This window comes from Vibrio sp. 9-16B-A1, assembly GCF_056726165.1.
This window is the reverse complement of sequence record NZ_JBSDZD010000004.1, coordinates 89,892-110,209: the sequence shown is the minus strand read 5'-3', so window position 1 is coordinate 110,209 and position 20,318 is coordinate 89,892. Positions and strand designations below refer to the sequence as shown.

14 protein-coding genes are annotated in these 20,318 nt (G+C 52.7%); 5 read left to right on the top strand and 9 right to left on the bottom strand.

Annotation, left to right across the window (positions count from 1 at the left end; translation table 11 throughout):
• Positions 1 to 374 precede the first annotated feature (374 nt).
• From ACVB80_RS08450 to ACVB80_RS08440, 3 genes are all read left to right on the top strand, one after another.
• On the top strand, positions 375 to 1,712 hold the full coding sequence (locus ACVB80_RS08450) for a carbohydrate porin (protein ID WP_481080848.1): 1,338 nt from the start codon (positions 375 to 377) through the stop codon (positions 1,710 to 1,712).
• A 61-nt stretch (positions 1,713 to 1,773) separates the two neighbouring features.
• The gene (locus ACVB80_RS08445; RefSeq protein WP_481080847.1) at positions 1,774 to 2,622 is read left to right on the top strand and encodes a MalM family protein; all 849 of its coding nucleotides are present in this window, start codon (positions 1,774 to 1,776) and stop codon (positions 2,620 to 2,622) included.
• 62 nt (positions 2,623 to 2,684) lie between these two features.
• Positions 2,685 to 3,521 (top strand): alpha/beta hydrolase, encoded by an 837-nt coding sequence (locus ACVB80_RS08440; RefSeq protein ID WP_481080846.1) that lies wholly within the window; start codon positions 2,685 to 2,687, stop codon positions 3,519 to 3,521.
• Positions 3,522 to 3,580: 59 nt separating this feature from the next.
• Here ACVB80_RS08440 and ACVB80_RS08435 read toward each other — a convergent pair whose 3' ends face one another.
• Entirely contained in the window at positions 3,581 to 6,358 is a 2,778-nt protein-coding gene (locus ACVB80_RS08435) for an amylo-alpha-1,6-glucosidase (RefSeq protein WP_481080845.1), read from the bottom strand.
• A 301-nt stretch (positions 6,359 to 6,659) separates the two neighbouring features.
• On the opposite strand from ACVB80_RS08435, the gene ACVB80_RS08430 reads away from it, so the two are divergent.
• A complete protein-coding gene (locus tag ACVB80_RS08430) occupies positions 6,660 to 7,838 on the top strand; it encodes a tetratricopeptide repeat protein (RefSeq protein ID WP_481080844.1) in 1,179 nt (392 codons plus the stop codon).
• 242 nt (positions 7,839 to 8,080) lie between these two features.
• Here the strand turns inward: ACVB80_RS08430 and sstT are convergent, their stop codons facing one another.
• The gene (sstT, locus tag ACVB80_RS08425; RefSeq protein WP_481080843.1) at positions 8,081 to 9,325 is read right to left on the bottom strand and encodes a serine/threonine transporter SstT; all 1,245 of its coding nucleotides are present in this window, start codon (positions 9,323 to 9,325) and stop codon (positions 8,081 to 8,083) included.
• Positions 9,326 to 9,688: 363 nt separating this feature from the next.
• On the opposite strand from sstT, the gene ACVB80_RS08420 reads away from it, so the two are divergent.
• The gene (locus ACVB80_RS08420; protein ID WP_481080842.1) at positions 9,689 to 12,019 is read left to right on the top strand and encodes a hybrid sensor histidine kinase/response regulator; all 2,331 of its coding nucleotides are present in this window, start codon (positions 9,689 to 9,691) and stop codon (positions 12,017 to 12,019) included.
• Between the two features lie 62 nt (positions 12,020 to 12,081).
• Here ACVB80_RS08420 and ACVB80_RS08415 read toward each other — a convergent pair whose 3' ends face one another.
• The 7 genes from ACVB80_RS08415 to ACVB80_RS08385 all read right to left on the bottom strand — a co-directional run bounded on the left by ACVB80_RS08415 (position 12,082) and on the right by ACVB80_RS08385 (position 20,318).
• On the bottom strand, positions 12,082 to 12,537 hold the full coding sequence (locus tag ACVB80_RS08415; protein WP_481080841.1) for a copper chaperone PCu(A)C: 456 nt from the start codon (positions 12,535 to 12,537) through the stop codon (positions 12,082 to 12,084).
• Positions 12,534 to 13,136 carry an SCO family protein gene (locus tag ACVB80_RS08410; protein WP_481080840.1) on the bottom strand — a complete coding sequence of 201 codons (603 nt, stop codon included), beginning with the start codon at positions 13,134 to 13,136 and terminating at the stop codon, positions 12,534 to 12,536. Before ACVB80_RS08410 ends, ACVB80_RS08415 begins: the two co-directional genes overlap by 4 nt.
• On the bottom strand, positions 13,133 to 13,567 hold the full coding sequence (locus tag ACVB80_RS08405; protein ID WP_481080839.1) for a hypothetical protein: 435 nt from the start codon (positions 13,565 to 13,567) through the stop codon (positions 13,133 to 13,135). The genes ACVB80_RS08410 and ACVB80_RS08405 overlap by 4 nt, the downstream gene beginning before the upstream one ends.
• A 286-nt stretch (positions 13,568 to 13,853) precedes the next feature.
• Positions 13,854 to 15,095 carry an anaerobic glycerol-3-phosphate dehydrogenase subunit GlpC gene (gene glpC, locus ACVB80_RS08400; protein WP_481080838.1) on the bottom strand — a complete coding sequence of 414 codons (1,242 nt, stop codon included), beginning with the start codon at positions 15,093 to 15,095 and terminating at the stop codon, positions 13,854 to 13,856.
• A complete protein-coding gene (gene glpB, locus ACVB80_RS08395) occupies positions 15,092 to 16,423 on the bottom strand; it encodes a glycerol-3-phosphate dehydrogenase subunit GlpB (protein ID WP_481080837.1) in 1,332 nt (443 codons plus the stop codon). Before glpB ends, glpC begins: the two co-directional genes overlap by 4 nt.
• A complete protein-coding gene (gene glpA, locus ACVB80_RS08390; protein WP_481080836.1) occupies positions 16,410 to 18,068 on the bottom strand; it encodes an anaerobic glycerol-3-phosphate dehydrogenase subunit A in 1,659 nt (552 codons plus the stop codon). Before glpA ends, glpB begins: the two co-directional genes overlap by 14 nt.
• 231 nt (positions 18,069 to 18,299) lie before the next feature.
• On the bottom strand, positions 18,300 to 20,318 hold the full coding sequence (locus ACVB80_RS08385; protein WP_481080835.1) for an alkyl/aryl-sulfatase: 2,019 nt from the start codon (positions 20,316 to 20,318) through the stop codon (positions 18,300 to 18,302).

Here is a 20,318-nt window from a genome sequence, read left to right as displayed (position 1 = left end):
CGTCAACCGCCTTTTGGTCAACTTTTGTCATGAAAGTTTATTTCTTTTTACCTTACCTACCTTAGCAGATGTTTGATGAAACTCTCACTCTGTAGTTAATAATTGGTTCGTTCAACGTCATACTCAACCCTGTTTTGGTGATTTGACTCGCAAAAACGCTATACGCTAAACGATCTCCTCCTTTCTCCTCCCCCTGCAAAAAAACGTGGGTGGAGGAAGCCGCTTTTGTCATCACTCCTTAACATTGTAAACCGTGAAACAAAAACTGATTCACAAACCTGTGACCCTCTATTTGGCAATTACTGCCTTTGTTGCCTCACCAGGGACCGGGAGAGAAATCAATACAATGAAAATCAATCGTTAAGGAGATAACGATGTCTTTTAAGAAAGTAAGCGTAATTGCTGCTGCAGTGGGTGCGGCTCTGTTTGCAGGCTCTGCAATGGCAGAGGTTCAGGAAGGCTGGACTGTTAATGGTTATGCACATCTTCTGTATAACTACGGTGAGTCTCAGACACTGGCTGATACCTGGAAACACCGCGATGGATACCGTGCTGCAGGTGCAGCGTTCTCAGGCAACCCAAATCAGGTTGAGTTTACCGTAACCCGTGGTGATAACTACGATAACGGTGCCTGGTCGAAATATGTACTGAAAACTGAGTACGGTAACAACGAAGACCACCCTGATTTTGGTAGTGGCCGTGGTTGGTATAACTCTTCTTCGGGCAACGAAGCACACGGTATGAGTGGCGCGCTGGAAGTTAAAGAGGCCTATGTTGAGCTGGGTGACCTGTCTTACTTTAAAGAAGGTATGAGCATCTGGGCAGGTAAGCGTTATCTGAACCGTCAGGCTGGTATCATTACTAAAGAGTTCTGGAAGCAGTCTTCAGGTGTGGGTGCTGGTATTCAGTACAACAATATGGGTGTAGCGGTTGTTTCTGCAGATCCAGGTCAGGGTAAGAGTAATAAAGAAGGTCAAACTACAGATGGTACTGCTGGTGGCCGTAGTACAACTATGACGTCTGTTGATTTTTACTACTACGGTGCTGAAGCTCTGGGTGGGCGTTTCGACTTTGACCTTAAGCTGATGTCACGAGCCAATATGGATGAAAAAGCAGGTTCTGACGATAAGGCTGAAAAAGGTGTTGGTGCCGGTATCACATATTCCCGTGACTACTATGGTTTTGATGGCTGGTCGACCACTGGTTTAACTTACGGTAAAGACCTCGCTGCAATCAAAGGCATGAACTTTGGTAAGTGGAGTGATATGAACAAAGATGATGTTTCATTGTTCTTTACTTCCTACGGTGTAGCTAACATTACTGACAACTTCCAGCTGGGTTCTGAAGTCGTATACTGGGATCTTAAAAATGATGAGCTTGGTAATGTATGGGGCTCAGAAGGCGGCGTGAAGCGCATGATCGTAGGTTTGACTCCTAGCTACAAAGTTAATGAGAACTTCCGTTTTGAAACTGTGCTGACATACGGCAACGAGAAGATTCAGGACGATATTTGGGGTGGCCGTGAAGGTGATACCAAGTTCTACACAGCAACTCTGGCACCAGTATTTACAGTAAATGCTGACTACTGGGGACGTCCACAAATTAAACCTTATGTTGCTTACATGAAAGCATCTGATGACAACTTCCAGTGGTCTTCTGGTGCTAAAGGCAGCGAAACCCGTTTCGGCGTAGAAGCTGAAATCTGGTTCTAACTGATGTTATAGTCAAGGCAGCCATTTGGCTGCCTTTTTTGCTTTCAATTCGGAGGTTTAGATGAATAAAAATAAAGCAATGATTGCTCTGGTATTAGGTGGTTTATTATCAGCATGCGCTTCTGTATCTCCGGTCACGGTTGCTGACAAAGAAGTTCAGCCACTCAACGAAGCTGAAGTTTGTTGTACCAATTACTCTGCCTTTCCCTGGCAGCAGTTAGGTAAAGAGGAATCGCTGGAGCTGGCGATTGATGACACAAGCCCTGTCGCTAAATTTGAAGAAGGTTTTAGTCGTTTTCAGGCGTTTGAGTTTTCACCTCAGTCCGGAAAAGTTTCTGTTCAGCTGGAAAGCATAATGGCCGATAAGCGGGTATTTGCTCCTGTTGTTGTTGTCCTTGATGCCTCTTTTCAGGTTCAGAAAAAATTTGAAGTAACAGAGAAAAATATCCGGGTATCAGATATGTTTACCCGTACACATTATCGTTTAAATGCTGAAATTGATGCGGACAAAACACCTTACCTGGTGGTCTATACCGATCCGGGTCAGCTGAGCAAGCAGGTTAAAGTTGAGCATCCGGCAAAAGTCCGGGCAAAAGAAGCTGGTGAACCACTCCCAATCGTTGTTGACCCTGTTTATGTACATGCAAACAGCGGTGAACTGGAACTGGTAATCGATACCAAATCATTAAGTACTGTTAAGAAAAAATCGGTACTCAGGGTTGAACCTCAGGCAGTTAAGCCAAAACCTGTGACTGTTCAGCCAGAAACCCAGGCGTATTATCATAACGCCATCGAAACCGCCGTCGCCGCAGGCGACATTCCAAAAGCGCTCAGTCTGCTTGATGAAGCCAAAGCACTGAACATTGAAGGTGCTCAGGAAGCGTTTGTAAAAGCGGTAAACAGCAAATAGTGATAACCACAGAAAAGGCGCTCAGTTGAGCGCCTTTTTTCGTTGAACATGGGGAACATGAGATGCACTTTGACCCAAACAGACTGACCGTTATTCCGGACTTTGATATGCCCCAGCTGGACCGCCGCCGAACGGTCCGGATCTATCTGCCTGAAAACTATGAACAGGGTGACAAGGCGTATCCGGTGCTCTATATGCATGACGGGCAGAATGTCCTTGATGATGCCACGGCTTCTTATGGCTTCAGCTGGCGGGCGGGAAAGGCGCTCGATGAACTGACGCGTTCCGGTACAATTCCTCCGGTGATCCTGGTGGCTGTTGATTGTGCAACGGCGAAGCAGGGGCTGAGTCGATTTGATGAATACTCTCCCTGGCCGATGGATCCGGATTTTGAACTGCCGGGTCGCGGGAGGGAGATTCATCAGTCCGGGGGAGAGGGGGAGGCGTATATTGAGTTCCTCTGTTCGTCACTCAAACCATACATAGATAATCATTACCGCACCCTGGCGGGTCGTGAGAGCACGATTCTGGCTGGCAGCTCGATGGGCGGTTATATCAGCCTGTATGGCGGCCTGCGGCGACCGGATGTGTTTGGCCGGCTTGGAGTGTTCTCTCCGGCGTTCTGGTTTAACCGCACAGCGATGCTCGGTTATGTTCAAAGTCATTTCCCTCAACTGCCGCTGCGTGTCTATATGGATATGGGCACAGAGGAAACCAGTGATGATCAGCGTGATGATTTTGCTTCTGTATACCGGGACGGAAGCCGGGAGATGAGCGGCCTGCTGCACCAGGCAGAGCATATCCGGCTGACTTACAGTGAAGGTCAGGGGCACCTGCATAATGAGCAGGCCTGGTCTGAGCGGTTACCGGGGTTTCTGGAGTGGATTTTGAAAAACTAAAGCTGTTCTATATATAAAAAAGAGCTCCGTCCGGAGCTCTTTTTTTATGCCAGTGAGTATCAGTCCCTGCAGGCTGGCAGCGTTTCGTGATTGCGTTTGTTGAGCAGATAGTTTTCGCTGTTCAGCGCGTTAAAGCTTCGGTCCCACTGCGGCGTAGCGAATGCCAGACCATCCAGTACCGGATATGACTCACGCTGTGAGGCGTAAACAGTTACATCCTCTCTGTCACAGTCACAGCAATACTCATTACTTTCCGTGTTCAGGGTAATGCTCAGGGGGGCATCCAGAACGCATGTTGTATTCACCCGTTTATCTCCGCAAATCAGGTTCAGCTCCAGCGTGATATTGCTGTCGGCCTTTTTCGGGGAGAAGGTGAACTTCTCCGTGCCATCTTTCCCGGTTTCACGGCTCACCAGCAGTTGGTTGTTACTGCCAAATGGCAGGGTAGCGGTGAAGTTGCCCCATTCAGACGGAACACGTGGTGCCAGTACCAGGCGGTTGTTCAGAAGCTGAGGCTTAAAGCCGAGGTAATCCTGCTGCGCATTACGGGCGTATTCAGACACCGACCAGGCCTGAGCATAAGTGCCGGTTTCAGAAAGGTTGTCAGTATCTGGCTGGAATGCGTCCAGGTTTTCACTCATGGTGCCGCGGTGGCCCTGTTCAAGGATCTGCCGGCCCAGGTTTTTACTCAGCTGCCAGGCAAAATCCTGCTGGTAATAGCGGGTCAGGGCGCTGACGGTGAAGCCTGCGTTCCAGCCCCAGATAGTCCCGTTGTGATAAGCCGCGTCCTTGTGATACTCGTTGCGATTATCGTGGTAAGGGTGAAAATCCGGATGCGCCTGATCCAGCGAACAGATCCCCCATGGGAAAAGCAGGTGCTCCGTGCATGAGCGCACCATGTGCGGGCCCTGTTCGTCACTGATAAGTGGCGCAGCCTGTGGAATACTCAGCGTCATCAGCTGATTGGGGCGGATGCTGAAATCGGCTTCATCACCTTCTTCAAGCCGGTCAGCCAGTAGTTGCGTGTCCTGATCCCAGAACTTTCGGCTGAAACTGGTTTTGGCTTTCGCTGCCATGGCCTGCCATTTCTGAGCGTTATCCGGGTCTTCGCAAAGCTCAGCCAGCTGGCTGGCGACCTGCAGGCTTTCGAACCATAGCGCCTGAATATCATTGGCTTTTGGTCCGCGCGGGGACCAGGGGATCTGACCGTTGATCTTGGCGTCCATCCAGGTATCAGGATGGCGATGCTTCATCAGCCCGTCATCATCCAGGTAGTGCTTTTCCACCCCTTCAATAAAGCGTTGTACCACCGGATACATAGTGCGGGCAAAGTCTGTATCGCCACTGTAGTTGATGTACTCCATGATTTCGCGAATCATCCACGGCGTGCCATCGGTGGTGTTATAGATGATGTTGGTCTTGCTGGTCACCCGGTTTGGGATGCGCCCGTAGTTGACGCTCGTCTTATCCGCCATCTGCATGGTGGCGAAGTTTTCTATGATCGAGCGCGCTTCGGCAAACTTGCCGTTTACCAGGCTGGTGCCGGAAAGGGCAATGAAGGTATCGCGGCCCCAGCAGTCTTTGAACCATGGCAGACCTGCCCAGATCCCGGTGCCAAACTCATGGCTGACAAAGGTGCGGCTGGCAAGACGTGCCCACATCAGTGCGCGGTTGTATTCGTTGTTTTCAGTTTGCAGGTAAGCAGCGGTCAGAAAATCATAGATTTCCTGCTGGTGGCGTTTTTCTGCCCGGCTGAAAGCCGCGTTTCTGGCATTATCGATGGTGGTCTGTTTGTCATGCTCAAAACAGAGATAGACGGTCAGCGAGGTGGCTTTTCCTGTGGTGGAGAGCATCAGCCGGGCATTGTGATCAGGCAGAGCGAGAGACTGCTCTGCCTGCGGCCACTGACCGGTCCGGCCTTCCTCTGCGATGACTTCCTGATCGGCGCTGATGGCGATATAGCGCGGGCAGCCCTGAGGGCAGGCATCAGCACTGATTTCATACAGCAGGACGTCCTCATGCTGCTCTGTATGGCTGTGAGCCATAGCCACATTTAACTCCGGAAGCAGAGCCAGAGCCGCCGGGATCTCACTGCGAACCGTCAGGCACACCGTGCGCTGACCGGAAATCAGGGAAAGGGTATCGGCTGCGCCGCTGCGAAAGGTGTGCTCAGCGCCGTATGGCAGTAGCTTTGCGTTCTCTGCCTGTGTTTTATCGTTAAGTCTGCCATCGGCAAGCGAGGCAAAACCGCCCAGATACCAGCCCTGATGGTGACGGTAGCGCCCGCCGGATGCCATGGTGAAAGTCGTCCCTTCAAAGTAGCCATCGGTGTTATCACCAAACACATACGGGAAAGGTTCACGGCTTTCGATGGCCAGCATTTCAAACAGCGCTTCTGGCGCCGGGGCAAAGTCTGTACCGCTCAGTGGTTGTGCTTTGCCTTCTGGGGCAGGGAGTCTGGCAGAGACAGGGGACCGGCCGGGTTCTCCGCTCTCACTGCCACATGTGATGGTCAGGGCAGGCTCTTCTGAGCCAAGGTCCAGCTTAAGGGTGAAGTGGCCGGTCTCAGCCGGGGAAAACACCAGATCATTGCCGATGTTTTGGGTGCGTCTCAGGGAAAACGGAGTGTCCGTGCTGACGGAGACGGCTTCGACAGGGTGCGCAGAGAAGGTCCAGTCTTCACTGCCATCCATATCGGCAATTTTAAACTGATGGCGGTCAGCGGAAAAAATCACACTGGCGGTATACAGAGTATCGCTGTGGCGGATAAACGGGGTGTCGAGTCCCCAGCCGTTGAACGTGCCTTTAAGATAAAGAGTCGGGGTGGGTTGTTTCATGGGTAATCCAAACAGTTTTGCAGCTGTGCGTTGTTATTAAGCGGCCCCTGGTTGGGCCGGGAGTTCTTGTTGTTCTGCCTTTTCGCTGCCAGTAAACAACAACTGCTGTGCCGCTGAAATAGTAATGGCGCTGAAGTTGAAGCTGCATCCCGAAGTGTGCAGATTCAGGGTGGCATTGCCTGGTCAGGGAAGGGGAAATGGCGGCTTTTTTGCTTTTTGCTCATAAAAACTGGCAAAAGCTATCATCAAAATCACGGGTTGCCGTTAAACTATAAATGCAACCAATTGAAATAAGTCGTATATGAGCATAATGAGTATCGCGATAGGGGCATCAGCTATATCACTGATTCTGGTGATAATCTGGATGATTTCCCTGTCAGCAAAGAAAAAGCGTGAAGAAGCTGAAAAGGAGGCCCGTGACACGGCCTACCGGAAAGCCATGCAGGCCGCCAAAGAGCGAGAGCATCAGGAACGTATTTATAAGGCCGAAACCGGTCACGTAGCGACCCAGCTATTTCTGGCCAAGGAGGCTGAGCACTCCAGCCCGCGTGAGGCGTTGCACTGGTATGAGAAAGCCGCAAAGGCGGATAACGAAATTGCGATGCACAGTCTGGTGCGGATGTGTGAAAAGTACGGTCAGGACAATGTGCTGCTGAAATTGCAGGCGGCCTACTGGAGTAACGTCATTAAAGCGCGCGCCGGGGACAAGATGGCGATGTTTGAGGTTGGTCTGTGTCTGCTCAAAGGCAAAGGTATTGACCTGGATGTTGAAAAAGGCATCGGTTTTATTGAGGAAGTGGCGGAAGACGATATTCTCGACGCTCAGCTGTATATGGGGGACTGGTGTGTGGCGGAGTCTAACCCTAACCCGAATCCGACCGCTGCAGCGGAATGGAACTACCGGGCTGCAAAACAGAACTCCACCGAAGGGATGGTCCGTCTTGGCCGTCAGTACGCTGAAGGACGGGGTGTGGAGAAGAGTATCGAACGGGCGACCTACTGGCTGGAGTTGGCCTCAGAAACCGGTGATGCCAAAGCCCAGTTTGCTGCCGGTGAGTTTTGGGCTAACCAGGAAGAGCTGGAGTACGCAGCGCCCCTGGGCTATATCTGGTATTTCCTTTCTGCTCAAGGCGGCTATGAACGGGCGAAAAAGCGTCGCGATAGTGTGGCTAATAAAATAGACATCAGCGCAGTGGTGGCACTGCAGGGTATTGCCAAGCCTATCCTTGCCCGGATGTCAGAAGGGAAAGTGCGTACTCACTCCATTATTAAAGCGCTGAATAAGATGTATAAACGCCCGTCGTATTTTCCGGATATAGACGGGAATGAGTTTATGGTCGGCGAACCGGTTTCAGCGGAGCCGGAAGAAGATGCGATTGATGAAGGGGATTCTCAGGATACTGAAGCCGTTGTTGTGGAACAGCCACTGGACTTCAGTCAGCCGATGGGCGGGAAGGGTGTGGGGAAAGCTGAGCCGTAGGTAAGTTTTCAGACCGTTTCACGAGGTCCCGGGTCGAGCCCGGGATGACATGGTTTTCTATTTAGTTGATTGTTTTAATTGAATAAATACGTACTGTCATCCCGGACGCGCTCCGCTGTACGTCATCACACACTCAGAGGCGGGCGCGAGCCGGGATCTCTTGTAGCGATCAGAAAACTCAAAAACAAAAAAAGCCCCCGCTCATAACTAAGCGGGGGCTTTCCATTTCAAACTCTTAAGAATCAAGCTTCGCGTTTCAGTTCCTGAGCTTCGTATTTCAGCTCTTCAGCCTGACAGGCTGCAGCTGTGAATACCACGTCGGTAGAGCTGTTCAGGGCAGTTTCAGCCGAGTCCTGAATCACACCGATGATAAAGCCAACCGCTACCACCTGCATTGCGATGTCGTTGGAGATACCGAACAGGCCACACGCCAGCGGGATAAGCAGCAGCGAGCCACCGGCAACGCCGGATGCACCACATGCTGATACCGCAGAAACGATGCTCAGCAGCAGGGCAGTTGCCAGGTCTACTTCGATACCCATGGTATGAGCAGCTGCCAGGGTCAGAACGGTGATGGTGATAGCCGCGCCGCCCATGTTGATGGTTGCACCCAGTGGGATCGATACAGAGTATGTATCTTCGTGCAGTTCCAGCTTCTCACACAGAGCCATGTTCACCGGGATGTTCGCCGCACTTGAGCGGGTGAAGAAGGCGGTTACGCCACTTTCACGCAGGCACTGAAGTACCAGTGGGTATGGGTTACGGCGGATCTTGAAGTAAACCATTGCAGGGTTTACAACCAGTGCCATGAACGCCATCGCACCCAGCAGAACGGCCAGCAGGTGTGCATAGCCTGCAATGGCTTCAAAGCCGGTGCTGGCGAAGGTAGAAGATACCAGGCCAAAGATACCAAACGGCGCCAGGCGGATGATGAAGCGAACGATCTGAGACACACTGTGGCTCAGGTCTTCAAATACCGCTTTGGTGGTGTCAGACGCGTGGTGCAGCGCAAAACCAAGGCCCACACCCCATGCCAGAATACCGATGTAGTTGGCGTTCATCAGGGCGTTAACCGGGTTATCTACCAGTTTAAACAGCAGGGTCTGCATGACTTCGGCAATACCCTGAGGCGGGTTAGCAGAAGCGGCTTCGGTAACGAGCGTAAGTTGGGTCGGAAAGGCGAAGCTCATTACGACTGCCGTCAGGGCAGCAAAGAAAGTACCAGCCAGATAAAGCACAATGATCGGCTTCATATTGGTGTTCTGGTTTTTGGTTTTGTTTGCGATAGAAGACGCAACCAGAATGAACACCAGTATCGGTGCTACAGCTTTAAGGGCGCCAACAAACAGGCTGCCCAGCATACCTGCGCTTTGTGCAGTTTGCGGAGAGGCCATGGCCAGCAGAACGCCGAACAGGATTCCAAACAGGATCTGGTAAACCAGATTTCCGTCTGCGAATCGCTTCAGCAGGGAAGGATTACTATTCATATTACTACCTGTAAATAAATGATGTGTGTTGCTATTTGCCCGGCTTATGACTAGCCGGTTCTGCTAATCATAACTTTTGCGGTAAGTTTGTCTATAAAGTAACGTGTTTTTATCTTTTGTATTTTGCCCTGGTTAACAGTTGTGGTGTTTTGTGTTGTTTTCTGTTGCTCAAATGTATGCTTAATTTGGTATTAAGGAGCTAAAAATGTGAAAAAGATCAAAAAAATTCACGATACGCAACTGGTTGAATTTAGTGGAAGAATCGGGAAGCGACAGAATTTTCTCCCCTGCCCGTTGTCCCCGGCAACAAAATCAGAGTCTATGCTTAACGTATAAAAAATAAAACGGTACGTGGAGTTGAAGATGGCATTCTTTAACAACGTATTGATTAATAAGGCTCGGCTAGGTCTTGCATCACAGCTTCTTCTGGGGCTGGTCATATTAAGCGGATTGTATACGGTGGTTTCGGTCGCGGTTCAGGTGTGGTCGGAGTACCGTCACAGTATGGAGCGCAGCAATGCAGTGCTTGAATCCATACCTGCGTACTATCTGCCCAGGATCAAGCGTAGTCTGGTTGCCGATGATCAATACCAGTTGACTCTGATTACAGAAGATCTTTATCAGCTTTCTGAAGTGCATTCAGTGGCCATTTTGCGTAATTCAGCGCAGGTGGTGCGTTTCGGACCGCCTGCCCCTTCCGGTGTTGCTGACCTGCCAGCCCCGCATTTGTGGACGGTGCTGACCGAGAACTATGCTGGTGAAACCCGTCGCTATGTTTTGGAAGTCCGGCTCTCTCCTGATACTCAATGGGTTTTTGACAGCGTTCACCTGCGCCAGATGGTTGCGCTGCAGGGATTGTGTGCCCTGATGTTTGCGCTGGGATTTTACGTCCTGGTAAGGCATCAGGTGTTGTCTCCGGTGAAAAAGATTGCCCGCAGGGTGGGGGCGATTGGTGCCGATAACCAGTTAATGCCGCTCAAACTGCCGGATCGTCGATTTGGTGATGAGGTAGAGCAGTTCAGGCAACGGTACAACGAATCGGCAGAGCGTATCCGCAACACCTGTCAGTCGCTGTCGTCGCGATGTCTGGCGGCAGAAGAGGCGAGAAAGCGTAAGAGCGAGTCGATGGCAACGGTCAGCCGGGAGATCCGCACCTCTCTCAACAGCATGTATGGGCTGATTACTTTGCTGCGTGAAAACCCAAGCGCGCGTGATCTGAAAGAGTACGCCTCACTGCTCCACAACTCTGCTGCCGGATTGCAGGACCTGGTGAATGACATTCATGACCTGTCCCAGATTGAAATTGGTGAACTGGCGCTGTCTAACAGCAGGCTGGATATTGCGGAGATGATCGCTGAAATTGATGCTACATTCCGGCCACGGGCGACTGAGAAAGATCTGCTGTTTCAGTGCACCGCGGATGCCAGCATCAGTCACTTCCTGCTGGGGGACAGAAACCGCCTGCGTCAGGTTTTACGGAACCTGGTCAGCAATGCGATTAAGTTTACCCATAACGGTTATGTGTTGCTTGATGTACAGCACCTTGCGTATGACGACAGCAGCGAAACCATACTGTTTGAGGTGAAAGACAGCGGCATAGGGGTTGAACGTTCTCAACAGGAAACCCTGTTTGACAGTACGGTGCGGGCAGAGATTGCCGACCCGCAGCAGGAGCACGGTACGGGTCTGCGGCTTGGGATATCCCGGCAACTGGTACGCCTGATGGGTGGAGATTTGGCTCTCGACAGCGAACCTGGCCTTGGCAGCCATTTCTACTTTACCCTTCGTTTTGAAACCCAGGCCGCCGGAGAGGAGCCTGTAACCACAGGGCTGGAAGGCAGCCGGGTGCTGGTAGTGGATGACAGTGAGTTTAATAACAGGATTACTTCACTGCAGCTTCACAAAATGGGCCTGTCCGTGGAATGCACTGAAGATGAAACTCAGGTGATGTCCCAGCTCTGGAATGCAGTGCGTGAACAGCAGCCGTTCCGGCTGGTATTGCTGGATAAAAACATGCCGCGGATCAGCGGAACGGAACTGGCACAACAGATTGTCCATGAACTGGCAGACAAAGCGCCGCCTGTGCTTATGGTTTCAGCGGAAGAATTAAACCGTGACGATCTCTCCCGTTATGGCATCAAAGGTTATCTGATGCGCCCATACCGGACAGAGGAGCTGGAACATCATGTCCGTAAGCTGCTTTCCGGCGCAGAGCATACAGACAATGTGCCTGAATATCAGCTGCCGCAGAGTCAGGGCCGGGTGGAGCTGAAGATTTTGCTGGTGGAAGACCAGGTATCGAATCAGGTGGTGATGAAGAAGATGCTGCAGCGCCTGGGTGTTTCAGTCACAGTAGCGGAAAACGGCCGGATTGCGGTATCGCGTTGCGCGGTTGAGCACTATGACCTAGTGTTTATGGATTGTCAGATGCCGGTAATGGATGGCTTTGAAGCGACTCTGGCGATTCGAAAACTTGAAGCGGGCAGTCCGCTTCGGGTGCCTATTGTGGCCCTGACAGCTAACGTGCTGGCGGAAGAAAAGTCCCGCTGCTTTGAAGTAGGAATGGATGGCTTTGTCTCCAAGCCGGTCAACTTCAGTAAGCTGTCACATACCCTGAGAAGTCACATTCCAAGTTTTGAGTTTGTGGTGCAGGAATCGCAGGTGCCGTTTTTCTCCGCACAGAATCAGCCCTGAGCAGAGCGATGCCGGAGCTAATGGAAAGGTAAGTTCCGGCGTCGTTCCCTGCTTATAGGGCACTAGTGTTTGTGCTTCATGCCTTTCATGACTTTTTTAACCGGCGCTATGATGGTTTGCTCTTCGCCGTTGGCAAACTTCAGCGTTAGTTCGATGCTGTCCCCTTCCTTAAATGCTTCGTTCAGTTCAAAGAACATCACATGCAGGCTGCCAGGTTTGAGTACAGCCTGACCGTGCGCCGGAATGTCGATCTTCTCGATCTGGCGCATTTTCATTACTTCACCCTCTTTAATGTGGGTATGCAGCTCGGTAACGCCGGCAGCAGGGGTGGAGGCTGAGACAATAGTGCGCAGGGAATCAGACTTGTTTTTTATGTGCATAAACGCCGCACTGGCTGGTGCGCCTGGTGGTACGGCACGGGCATACGGGTTATGGATTTCAATATCACCGCCGTGGTGGGCCGCCAGGGCGGCAGGGCTGATCAGCAGTGCGCTGAGCAACAGGGTTTTGAGTCTCATTGTTCTTCCTTTATCAGAGATTGCATGGCCTCAACGATGGGCGCCGGGCTTATGGTGTGAGGCACTTTGGTTATCAGCGTTCCATCGGGTTTAAGAAAATAGAAGTAAGAGCTGTGATCCAGGGTGTACTCCATGGCCGAGTTCTCCAGCTCGGTTTTATGAAAAATCACGCCGTAGCGGTCAGCCACAGGTTGGGTGGTGCTCAGTGGCGCTCTCAGGCCTTCGATATCCGGGTGAAAGTAGCTGGCGTAGGTGGAAGCCAGGGTAGCGTTATCGCGCTCCGGGTCCAGAGAAATAAACACCGGACGGAACTGTGCCCGGGTTTCTTCACTGACCTGATTCAGTGCCCCGGCCAGCATGGCCAGTGAGGTCGGACAGACATCTGCGCAGCGGGTAAAGCCGAAGTAGACCAGCCGGATGCGGTTGTCGGTCGGGTCATACAGGTCAACGGCCTGGTCATCTTTGCCGGTAAAAACGGCGCTGGAAACAGCTTCTGGCTCAGGTGGATTGGCGACTTTTTCCTGTTCGATCAGGTAGTTTCGTACTGAAAAGCCGATAACAAAGGCAACTACCATCGCAAGGGATAAGTTTTTGCTCATCGTGCCATCCTTACTGATGTCAGCAGTTGTTTCTTGCCGGCAGTGATGCGCCCAACCCAGGTCATGGCATCGGCGGTGCAAACCGGCAACAGCAGAGTGCCCTGATAGCTGCCGTCTTCGGCCCGGGTCAGCTCTGCTTTCACTATGCCCATCTCCATTTCCACGCCTTTCAGTTCCAATTGCAGGGTGCCGGTACCGGCATCAGGCCACTCTACCCGGATTTGGGTGGGTTTCAGCGGAGCGGTAACGTCGTGCTCAAGTGTGATAGTGGCACCGGCCTGCTCACAGGGCGTGGTGCTGAGCGGGCAATACTGGCTCAGGTCCACTTTGGGGCCGGATTTTTCCGGCATGAATTTAAGAAGGTCCGGGGCAAAAAAGCCAAGTCCAAGGGCAGCGAGCACCGCCAGGGCTGAAGTGAAATGTTTATGCATCTCTCTGGTATTTCATAAAAAAATAAGTGTGACTTTATCAGAGCCGGGCGGATTGGGACACGGTTTAGTTTGTGTAATGTGATGGTTAAAAAAAAGATCTGCCGAAGCAGATCTGAATACCATTGGGTATAAGAGGCACGGGGGAGGTGCCGGATCACAGGAATGATCAAATGAGCCATTGGAAATGGTTTGTTACTCAGGCAGATACTGAACACAGACACGCGTTAACCCTTCCATGACCGGGAGGGTCTGCTTGTCAGTATCTGCCTGAGCGCGATTTTTGTCGTTAAATCAGCGCCTCCGCAATCAGACTTACCGGGTGAATGGTCTCCAGCGCGGTATTTTCTTCAATCTGCCATTTGCAGGTTTCACAGTCGGTGATGGCGTAGTCTGCATCGGCCGCTTTTATCGCTTCAAACAGACCCTTGCCGATTTTCATCGAGACGTCGTAGTTTTCTTCCTTAAAGCCGTAAGTACCGGCCAGGCCGCAGCATTCGCTGTCGAGCACGATCAGTTCCAGCCCCGGGATCATTTTCAGCAGTTCGATAGTGAAGATAGCACCGCCGCTGCGCTCCAGGTGGCACGGGGTGTGATACACCACTTTCTTGTTCAGCGGCTTCATCTTCGGCATGTTGCCGGACATAAACTCGCGCAGCAGGAAGCGGGTGATGTATTCGATTCGGTCTGCCACTTTGCTGTTGTCTACTTTGAGTACGTGCGGGTACTCCTGCTGCAGGGTAAACGAGCAGGTGGAGGAGGTGGACAGAATGGTAGTCTGGTGCTCTTCTACTGCTTTGGTCAGCTGTTCAACATTGAGTCTGGCATTCTTTCTCGCTTTGTCGTGAAAGCCGTTGGCAATCAGCGGTACGCCGCAGCATTTCTCTTTATCCAGCAGGCGGACGCCAATGCTCATGGCATTCATCAGCTGTACGAAGTCTTTGCCGAGCTGCGGATGGTTGTAGTTTACATAGCAGCCGTGGAAGTAACTTACCTGGCGCGGGTAGAGCGGCTGGCTGGTGCAGTTTTGCTTAAACCAGCGGCGGAACGTGCCATGTGAATATTTGGGCAACTGTTTGTGGTCATGCACGCCGATGGTTTTGTGCATGATTTTTTTCACCACCGGGATTGAGGTCGCGAAGTTAACCACGGGCGCGAACGGGGTCGCCAGGGTGCCGAACAGGTCGGTATGGCTGAGCACGTAGTCACGCACCGCTTTCGGGTTGAGTTCCCGCTTACCGTATTCGCCGCGGGCGACCGCGATGATATCGCCGATTTTTACCCCGGACGGACAGGCGGTTTCACAGCGCTTACAGTTGGTGCAGTGCTTGAGCATTTCATCGTAGAACTCAGGGCTCTTGATACGCAGGCGTTCGCCATCCGGGCCGCACTGTTTCGGGCCCGGATAGTCCGGATTCGCTTTGGCGACCGGGCAGTAAACGGTACATACAGTGCACTTCAGGCACTGGTCAAAGCTGGTGTCTCTGCCGACCGGTTGATGAGTCTTAACCGGGATTAGGGTGTCTGTCATAACGCTTCCTCCAACTGAGGCTTAACAGAGCCAGAGCTTTGGGTTTGGCTGGCGGCGTGGAAACCGGTCGCGATTGCCACGCCACCGCCTGAGCCTTCGGTCACCGGGTTGTAGTGAGCCAGCACCGCACCTGCACAGTACAGGTTGCGAATGCACTTCTGGCCAATTGACGGGTTAAAGTTATTATTGGTTTCTACCCCCATCGCCATAAATGGGTGAGGATTTTTAGTAAAGAAATCAGGCTGGTGCCAGCTGTCGCGCTCACCAAATGGTGCCATATCCAGCGAAAATACCGGCTCGCAGATCTGTTGGCGGTCAGCCTTCAGGCCCATGCTGAAAAAGCTGCCGGTAGCGAGGATAAAGTGATCCGCTGCCAGAGTCATCGCGCCGTGATTACGGGTATAGACTTGGGTCAGTTCCAGTTCGTCCCCGGAGTTTCTGAAGTCGCCTTTGACCACCTGGTCGCCTTTCAGAAGCGTACCCCCGCGGCGGATAAAGGCGCGGCTGAGCGCTTCTTCGATGCGGATCCCCAGCAGAGATGGCGGCATGGTTGGCACTTCATGGATGGTCAGTCCGGTCAGTTTATGGAGCTGGTTAAGCCAGATAAGGCCATCACCGTTGCCCACGATAGCAGGCATGACAACCAGATCGCCCGGCGCAGCCACAGCCAGCAGCTGGTTCGCCAGTGCTTTGATCGCTTCTTCACTTCTGAGCAGGCGGGCGATATCAATAGAGCGCAGCTCACAGGGATTGCGTTTCAGGGCGTCAAAACCGGCAATACGGACACTGGCGCGGTGGATCTGATAGCGGTCAAAATCCGGGTTACGGGCCAGGTTGTCAGCCACCATCTGAGCGTGAAAATCGCGGAATCCATCGATACCCACGACCACGATTTTGTCAAAGGACTTGGCACCGTGGTCCATGCTCCACTGCTCAACATACGGCTGAGACAGGTAAGTGGTTTTAAGCGTCCCCAGTGGGGTAATGCGCTGGTGGTTCTCACCGCTCGCCTGGGCGCGCAGTGGAATATTCAGATCGCCGAGCAGGCGGGAGAACCAGTTCACGCCGTTAAATACGGCTTTTGAGCCCAGTTTGCTGTAGGGGTGCTTTGGAGCCATCTGGCTGAGCTGGTCGATGCCCTCACGCGGAGCGATAACGTCAGCGCCGCCAGGCAGGTTGCCCAGTACGTCCACCGAGCCGGAAGAGAAATGCAGCGCGCTCTGTCCCTGGGAGATCATCGCAGTGCGTTTGCCCAGTTCAAGGCTGCGCATAGCTGCGGTGTAACCGGCCAGTCCGCCGCCGATGATAATGGTGTCAAACTTCATCATGGCTTGTCTCCTCTTCAGCCGGGCTGTTTTTGCTGCTCAGTTCGCCTGCACCAAACAGGCCTTCATATATCCAGTAGCTGAATTCTGCTTCGCGCAGGGCCTCACCCCAGAAAACCGGTTTGATCCCCTTCCAGCGCTCTTCAAGGAAATCGGCCAGCAGGCCACTTGCCTGATGACCATCAAGCTGGGCGTACTCTTCAAACAGGCTGGCGGCGCGGTAAGTACACAGCTCGCCCTGACATGGCCCCATACCCAGGCGGGTGCGGCGGCGCAGGTCAACAAGGTTATGTACGTCGAGCTCTTTGATGGCGTATTCGATTTCGCCTGCGGTCACCATTTCACACTCACAGATGATCGCCTGGCTTTCAGGTGCTTCAGTCAGGAAGCTTTCTGCCCGTTCGCCGTGGCGATAAAACGCGGACTGATAAACCGGCTTGGCGATGCTGGCGGTCTTCTTCACTTTCTGTTCTGCCTGAGCGGAACCTGGCAGCGGTACTTCGTGGGTGCTGCATGGGGTGTGGTTACCCAGTTTTTTCGCCACCAGATCGGTGGTCCATTCAGCCATCAGGCGGCAGGTCATCAGCTTGCCGCCGGTAATAGTGGTAAAGCCTGACAGGCCGTCACGCTCAGCGTGATCGAGCAGGACGATACCGCGGCTGATATTGCGGCCGCTGCCATCATCGTCCACCGCCACCAGAGGCCGGACCCCGGCGTAGGCGCGCAGAATGCGGGTATTGGCCATGATCGGTGACAGTTTGGTGCCTTCTTCAAGCAGTATGTCGACTTCTTTGGCGGTTACGTGCAGGTCATCGATCTGGTCATAATCAATATGTTCAGAGGTGGTACCGATCAGTGAGATGGTATCGCCCGGTACCAGAATATCGGCGTCAGACGGCTTACGGCAGCGGTTGATCACCAGGTTGTTGATCCGGTAGTCGAGGATCAGCAGCGAGCCCTTGGCCGGGAACATCTTAATGCTCAGATCGGCGTATTCGCTGATCTGCTGGCCCCAGATCCCGGCGGCGTTGACCACTTCCTGGGCATAAACTTCAAAAAACTGATGGTTACGGGTATTAAGGCAACGCACGCCGACGATGCGATCCTGTTCGCGGATAAGGCCGAGCACCTGAGTATGAGTAAACAGGCGTGCCCCACGCTCTTTGGCATCAAGAACATTGGCGGCGCACAGGCGGAACGGGTCCAGGGTGCCGTCCGGCACTTTGACCGCGCCCAGCAGTGCCGGGTTGACGTTAGGCTCCTGCATCAGAGCCTGTTTTGGCGTCAGTACTTCGGTATCAATCCCTGCTGCCTCACAGGCGTGGACAAAGGTATCCTGAAAACTGAGTTCGTCCTCTGGCAGGGTAATAAACAGACCGTCGGTCGCTTCAACGCAGTGACGGGCGATCTTCTTAAGAATGCGGTTTTCCTGAATACACTCTTTGGCGGATTCCATATCGGTCACCGCGTAGCGGGCACCGGAGTGCAGCAGGCCGTGGTTGCGCCCGGTCGTGCCGGAGGCGAGATCATCTTTCTCCAGCAAGATACAGCCAATACCCCGCAGCGCGCAGTCGCGCATTATGCTGGTACCCGTTGCACCACCACCTATGATCACTACTTGTGTTTCAAAGCGAGGTATTTTGTCCATAGCTCCACCCGGTCCTCTGATTTAACCCGGGCAAGTGTGTCATTTTTTTCGTTTTTATGGGTTGATCATGTTCACAAATGTTCGAATGAGCGCTCGAATCGCCGTTTCATATCGTTCGTTCGAAAGTTTCGGTATGCAGATTACCTGATGATTGTCCGTTTTTTGTTCAGGTTCAGACAAAAACGCCCCGGCAGTGGCTGCCGGGGCGTGGGGGAGTTTAACCAACGGGGATTACTTTTCTGGCATTGGCAGAATCTCAAACATACCGTCGAAGTCATCCAGGCTGTTTGTCAGCTGTTTTACCAGGCTCTTATCGCCAGTCAGTTTGGCTTTACCGGATTTAAGCAGGGCTTCCAGGTTTGTTTTGCCCAGTACCAGCTCTGTCATGTCGGTTTTGGTTATTTCCAGCGCCACATCGGTTGCCGGCAGGGTTTCCACCTGAATATTGGCCATGTTCGAGTTGGAAACCTCACCAAAGTAGGACTCATTCAGGTCCGGGTGAACAATACCAAAGCTGAAATCGAGTCCTGCCTGTTCGGCTTTCTCTGCGTTCAGCCTTACCGCAAGGAAATCGAGGAACATGCCGGTCGGTGTATTGGCGATCACATCCGGAGACGCAATCTTGATTGATGGCTTGATCTCGCCGGTTCTCAGCTCAACCGCTCCCTGAAGGTACGAGTTGCGCCATGCCATGGTTTCAGACTGATATCCCTGCTGCTCAAAGCTGTCTGCGAGCGCGAAGCGGTAGTCAATGTTACCTGGTTCACACTGTACCAGGTCGTTGAACAGCTGAGACGCCTGCTGGTACTGACCCTGCTCAAAGTGTTTTTGCCCCGCTTTAAACAGCGTGTCTGCACCGGCGGCTTCCACGTAAACACACGATTTATCGCGGGTTTGCAGTGGGTTGGTGTTCACCGGGTTCATATCGTGGTAACCCAGGTAAAGGTTCACTACCGCACGGGCATTATGGCTGTACGAGCCGTGGTAGCCGTTGGTATGCCAGGTATCCAACTGAGACTGCGGAACGATTTTTTCAATCTCGCGGCCCACATCGTTGATGGTGACTCCGTGGTTAGCCAGGCGCATCGCCTGATTGTGGATAAAGCCGTAGTTATCGCGCTGCAGTGTCATGTAGTCTGCGATTTCGTTGGTCGCAGTCTTCGGATCATTCCACACCGGCGCGGAGTGAGCCGCGTGAATGTTATCGACCAGACCACTGTCCACGTAACGTAACTTCAGCTCGGTGAGGTACTTGGTCCAGACCAGCGCATCGCGTACTTTCGCACCGCGGAAGGTGTAGATATTGTGCATGCCGTCGTAAGTCAGCTCTGCAGTGTTCAGGGAGCGGTACTCAGGCACATAAAGCACGATCTCAGCCGGGGCTTCTGCGCCTGGCATGTTAATCGCGTGGAACTCCAGGCCATCAATGGTGACGACTTTTTCACGCTCTTTGATCTCTGTTGTTGGTGCAACCAGAGTGACCTCTCCGCGTGAGGTTCCCAGACCAAGCGCGTTATCGACAATGCCCTGAGTGTTGTTATCCAGCGTGGTGCCGTACTGATAGTTCGCACGGCGGCCCATTGCGGAGCCGGCAATCACGTTTTCATCGGCCAGCTCTTTGATGAAGTCATTCGGTGCGTAGATTGGTGCGCCGTCGATAAAGTCGCCCGACTCAAGAATGCCCCTCGAGCCGCCAAAATGGTCGGCGTGCATGTGTGAGTAAATCATGCCGGTGATCTTATGCCCGCCATTGATTTTTGGCAGGTGCATTTTGGCAAATTCCCAGGAGGCGGCAGCGGCCTCTTTGGACAGCAGGGGATCGTGGATTACATAACCATTGTCTGTGCGGTAGATGGTCATGTTAGACAGGTCTGCCCCGCGGATTTGATATACGCCATCGGTGACTTTGTACAGACCACCCGCTGCATAGTTCAGCATGCCCTGGCGCCAGATTGACGGGTTCACGGAAGCAGGCAACTGGTCAACGCTCATCTCTGCCATGTACTCAAAGCGGTTTTTCAGCTCACCCGCTTCATGGGTACCAAATTCTGCAATCAATCCCTTCTGCGTGCGCTCAAATGCGCTGACATCCTGCCACGGCAGCTGTTTTGCTAACGCTTCATTGGCCTGTTTTGTATGTGTTGTTGCGGGTTTACCCTGGTAGGTGTCCAGGCTGGCGTAATCCGCGGTAGCTGAAAATGAAACCATAAGTGCCAGTGAAACAGAAGATAGTGCAAAACGGGTAGTCAT